The sequence below is a fragment of the Noviherbaspirillum agri genome (assembly GCF_054780595.1).
On sequence record NZ_BAAGWA010000031.1, the window covers coordinates 1 to 4,324 of the forward strand.

Annotated in this window: 4 protein-coding genes; 1 reads left to right on the top strand and 3 read right to left on the bottom strand. The window is 55.1% G+C overall.

Annotated elements, in window-relative coordinates; translation table 11 throughout:
- Nucleotides 1-111 (top strand): integrase core domain-containing protein (locus tag ACYVIA_RS22150; RefSeq protein WP_460844156.1); only part of this gene is annotated, 111 nt, incomplete at its 5' end.
- Nucleotides 112-544: 433 nt separating this feature from the next.
- Here the strand turns inward: ACYVIA_RS22150 and leuA are convergent.
- The 3 genes from leuA to ACYVIA_RS22165 form a co-directional block, all read right to left on the bottom strand.
- Nucleotides 545-2,245 (bottom strand): 2-isopropylmalate synthase, encoded by a 1,701-nt coding sequence (gene leuA / locus ACYVIA_RS22155; RefSeq protein WP_460844455.1) that lies wholly within the window; start codon nucleotides 2,243-2,245, stop codon nucleotides 545-547.
- Between the two features lie 406 nt (nucleotides 2,246-2,651).
- On the bottom strand, nucleotides 2,652-3,278 hold the full coding sequence (locus tag ACYVIA_RS22160) for a tyrosine-type recombinase/integrase (protein WP_460844457.1): 627 nt from the start codon (nucleotides 3,276-3,278) through the stop codon (nucleotides 2,652-2,654).
- Between the two features lie 193 nt (nucleotides 3,279-3,471).
- Entirely contained in the window at nucleotides 3,472-4,017 is a 546-nt protein-coding gene (locus ACYVIA_RS22165) for a hypothetical protein (protein ID WP_460844460.1), read from the bottom strand.
- Nucleotides 4,018-4,324 lie beyond the last annotated feature (307 nt).

Consider the following 4,324-nt stretch of genomic DNA (forward strand, 5'->3'; position numbering starts at 1 on the left):
TGGCGTCAGGAATACAATGGCGAACGTCCGCATAGTTCGCTCGGCTACCTGACGCCGAATAGATTTGCAGAGAGTTTTTTAACCGCAGACTCTATGTCGATTTCGGACTAAATTGGGTAGCAGGTCAGGTATCTCTCACCAATGCTCCCATCGTAGTTCCATAGCGAATTCGGCTCATTCTTTATGCACGCAGACTGCGAACTCAACGAGAACAACATCAGAAGCAAGACAAGGACGGAGCGTGTCATGGGATTACCTAGAACAGGTCGCATTAACCAATTAGAGGGCATCATGCAGCGATTCAAATTGCATTGCAATCGCCTACATCTGCTATTGGCCGTCTACTGCGGATTACTGCGATTTTGTATTCAGCTGCTTGGAAGCCCGAAGCTGCCGTCACATTGATTGTGTCGAACGAACGGGAAGTCTTGCTAACGCAAGTACTTCGTCGAAACGTCGCAGCAGTTTTGCCGCGACGTTCGCGAGCGCATAACGGCGTTGAATCATCGCATTTGAGCTACGGCGATAATCCGAAAGGCCTTCGTCAAGCCTTTTCCGCCGAAACCCTTTGCGTCTCCAGCATTACCGAACCGCCGCGGGCAGAAAGCCTGTTGATTGCATTGATCAGCGCCAGCACGGACGCCGTGACAATATTCGTGCTAATGCCCGCACCGAAAGATGAACCGGCCATCCCCGGCCATGCAGCTTCAAGGATGGTGATTGCCTCGCCCTGCGCACCGCCACTGATTGCCCGTTCTTCATAGTGGTCGATGCGTACGGGAATGCCCAATGCATCGACAGCGGCAGCGATCGGTCCATTACCATTTCCGGAAAGGCACTGGCGGACACCGTGGATGGAGACGTCGAGCTCGATACCTTGGCCATGTTCATCAAGTCGGTGCCCATGATAAATCAGCGTCGCATCCGCATGCTGAGTGTCAAGAAAGGCATCACTGAACAGTTTCCACAACTCTGGGCCAGTAATTTCTCGCTCACTGACATCGGCATGCCGCTGCACCAGCGAGCTGAACTCGACCTGCATACGCCGTGGCATGTGGATGCCGCGTTCGTGCTCCAGGAGGAATGCGATACCGCCTTTCCCGGATTGACTGTTGACACGAATGAGACTGTCGTATGTGCGTCCAATGTCTGCCGGGTCGATGGGAAGATACGGGACTTCCCAGACACCGTTGGCGTCGCGTGCGGCAAACCCTTTTTTGATGGCGTCCTGATGCGACCCGGAAAACGCCGTGAAGACCAGGTCGCCGACATAGGGATGACGGGGATGGATCGGCAGACCAGTGCATTCTTCGGCAACGCGCGCAATGCCGTTGATATCGGAGAAATCGAGGCCCGGGTCGATACCTTGCGTGTAGAGATTGAGCGCAACGGTAACCAGGTCGAGATTGCCACTGCGCTCGCCGTTCCCGAAAAGGCAGCCTTCCACGCGCTCTGCACCCGCCATCATTGCAAGCTCCGCGGCCGCCACCCCGGTGCCCCGATCATTATGAGGATGCACTGAGAGCACAATATGCTCGCGCGGCACGAGCCGACGGTGCATCCATTCGATCTGATCCGCAAACACGTTTGGCGTTGCATTCTCGACTGTCGTCGGCAGATTGATGATGATAGGACGACCGGGTCCCGTACCCCATGCATCGATGGCTGTCTGGCAAGCCTGCAGCGACACGTCGAGTTCGGTCATGCTGAAGCACTCAGGCGAGTACTGCAAAGTCCATTGCGTTTGTGGTTGGGCATCGGTGAGTTCACGCACATGTCGAACATTGCGCTCAATGAAGGACAGCATTTCGGGTACCGACATGCCAAAGACCACCTCCCGCCACACCGGCGCGGTGGCGTTGTAGAGGTGAACGATCGCACGTCGTGCCCCCTTGACGGCTTCGACCGTCCTTTCGATCAACTCAGGACGGGACTGGGTCATGACCATCAGCGTGACATCGTCCGGGACAAGATCCTCGTCGATCAGTCGGCGCACAAAGTCGTAGTCGATCTGCGACGCGGCTGGAAAACCCACTTCGATCTCTTTGAAGCCGATACGGACAAGCTCCTTGAACAGGCGCATCTTGCGCTCGCCATTCATCGGCTCGAACAACGCCTGGTTGCCGTCGCGCAGATCGGTGGACAGCCAGATCGGTGCCGAGTAAAGGACCTTCGATGGCCATTGACGGTCAGCGAGCGGGACAGGAGGAAAGGGGCGATATTTGCTTGCGGGGCTTTGCATCATCTGGGACTCCACGTTGGGTGCCGGCGTTCATGCGTCGGCGAGTTCTAAAACACTTGTGCTTCCCCTCGTGCCTGCAGCGGAGCAGACGCGATGACATGGCCGGGGTCAGGGGGAAGTCAGGTGCGTGCGCGTGGTAGTAGGAGATGAGAGGCGAACGCAAGCAGACCCCGGCCAAGTCTCAGACTTAGCGCTAGTAGGTCTAGCAATAGCAGTTGCGGTTGGTTCGCCATGACGTTTTTATAACACGGATGTTCTCAATGTGGCAACGGATGTGTGCGGCGTCGTGCCGCTCAGGTCGGGCAATGTTCAATGCAATGACAGCAATCAGGTGCTTCCGTCGTCGCTCGTGGACACACTCCGGCTTCTGATTGCTTGTGCCCACGAAGCTGTGAACTTACGGACGCAGCTATACCTCGGTCTGTTCGGCGATTTCAAGCGCGTCATCAACCTCTATCCCAAGATACCGAACGGTGCTCTCCAGCTTGGTATGTCCCAGCAGAAGCTGCACCGCACGCAGGTTCTTGGTCTTCCGGTAAATCAGCGTAGCTTTTGTCCGGCGCATGGTATGCGTTCCATACGCAGCAGAATCCAGACCGATGGACTCCACCCAGGATTCGACAATTCTTGCGTACTGTCTCGTCGACAGGTGGGGCGAGCTCGTTATCCGGCTCGGAAACAGAAACTGGTTGCCGGCCAAGTGCGCCTTTTCCATCCAGGACGCCAGCGATGTCCGCGTTTGCTCGGTGATCTCAAACTGAACCGGTCGCTTGGTCTTCTGCTGCATCACGATCGCACGCGGCAGTATCCGGCTTCCTTGTGCGATGTCGCTTACTCTCAAGCCAGTCAGATCGCAACCCCGCAGCTTGCTGTCGATCGCCAGATTGAACAGCGCCAAGTCACGGGTACGCTTTTCCATCTGCAGTCGTATGCGAATCGCCCAGATTTCCTTGAGGCGCAAAGGCGCTTTCTGGCCGACCAGTTTTCCCTTGTTCCACGGGATATGCGTTGCCGTTTGGTGAAGGTTCGCTTCCATGGCATCCTCCCATTTCAATTGAAAGGAATCCCATTGTGAGCCGATTAATTTGAATGGGCGATAACACGCTTAGAGCAGACCTTCAGATTTCACCAGCCATCCCGAAGAATCGACCCAAAGCCGCAGGCCAAGGTTCTCCAACGGTGACATTCAATGTTCAATACTAATGGCAACTGTCTACCCGATGACAGTATTAAGAGGCGGCGCTTGGGTGTACTTTCGGAGTGAAACCGACCTGAAAGGCGGCAACAATAGAGCGGGGAGTTAGCACCGCAACAACTGTCGAGGTGGGAAGCCAAATCGCGCTTCGGTAACCTTCGAATGACCAAAGCAAGTAGTGGCCTGAATGGACCAAGTAAGCATTGCCCTGGTATTCAAACATCGTCCCATTGGGTAGAGATGACACTTGAATCTCATATGTGACTTTTCCACCGCCCCTGAGTGCGCGCTCATTGTGCAGCCAAGAGTCCAGCGAGGACATCAAAAATGACGAGTGCTGCTCCAGCGGGACGTTTGCCTTTAGCCATGCCGTCTTGAACTCGTTACTGCGCGCCCGCTGGCAGTAGGTACAGGGCCGGTGGCCCGCCGCAAATGCGGTGGCCTCATCCAGGAAGAACAGTTCAGAGTAGTTCCCAGGCGAGAACGGCTTGCTCCTTCTGATCTCCTTATAGGAAAGCAAGCAGGTTACCCATGACTTGTGCGCCCAGCTCTTTACAATCTGGTTTTCGGCATTATGCAAGATTCCCCTGTTGCCCATTAGGGTGCCACGGTGTGGCACCGCTATTAATCGCCCCCACGCATCTACTCTGTTTTGCAGCATTTTTTCTCACTTGTTCGTAGCGTTCTCGACTTCCCAACTCATTCATCGTGATTCAACAGATCTTCCCATGCTGCGGGCAAACGATTCGTCAGGCCCTCTCTAGTGTCCCGAGTTAGAAGTTCATTGAATTATTCTGCGTGTCAGTTGTCCGATGCATATTGGTTTTCATAGCGAGGACGGCATGGCAGGCAGACCGAAAGCCGAGTTGGTATTGAGCGCAACGGAA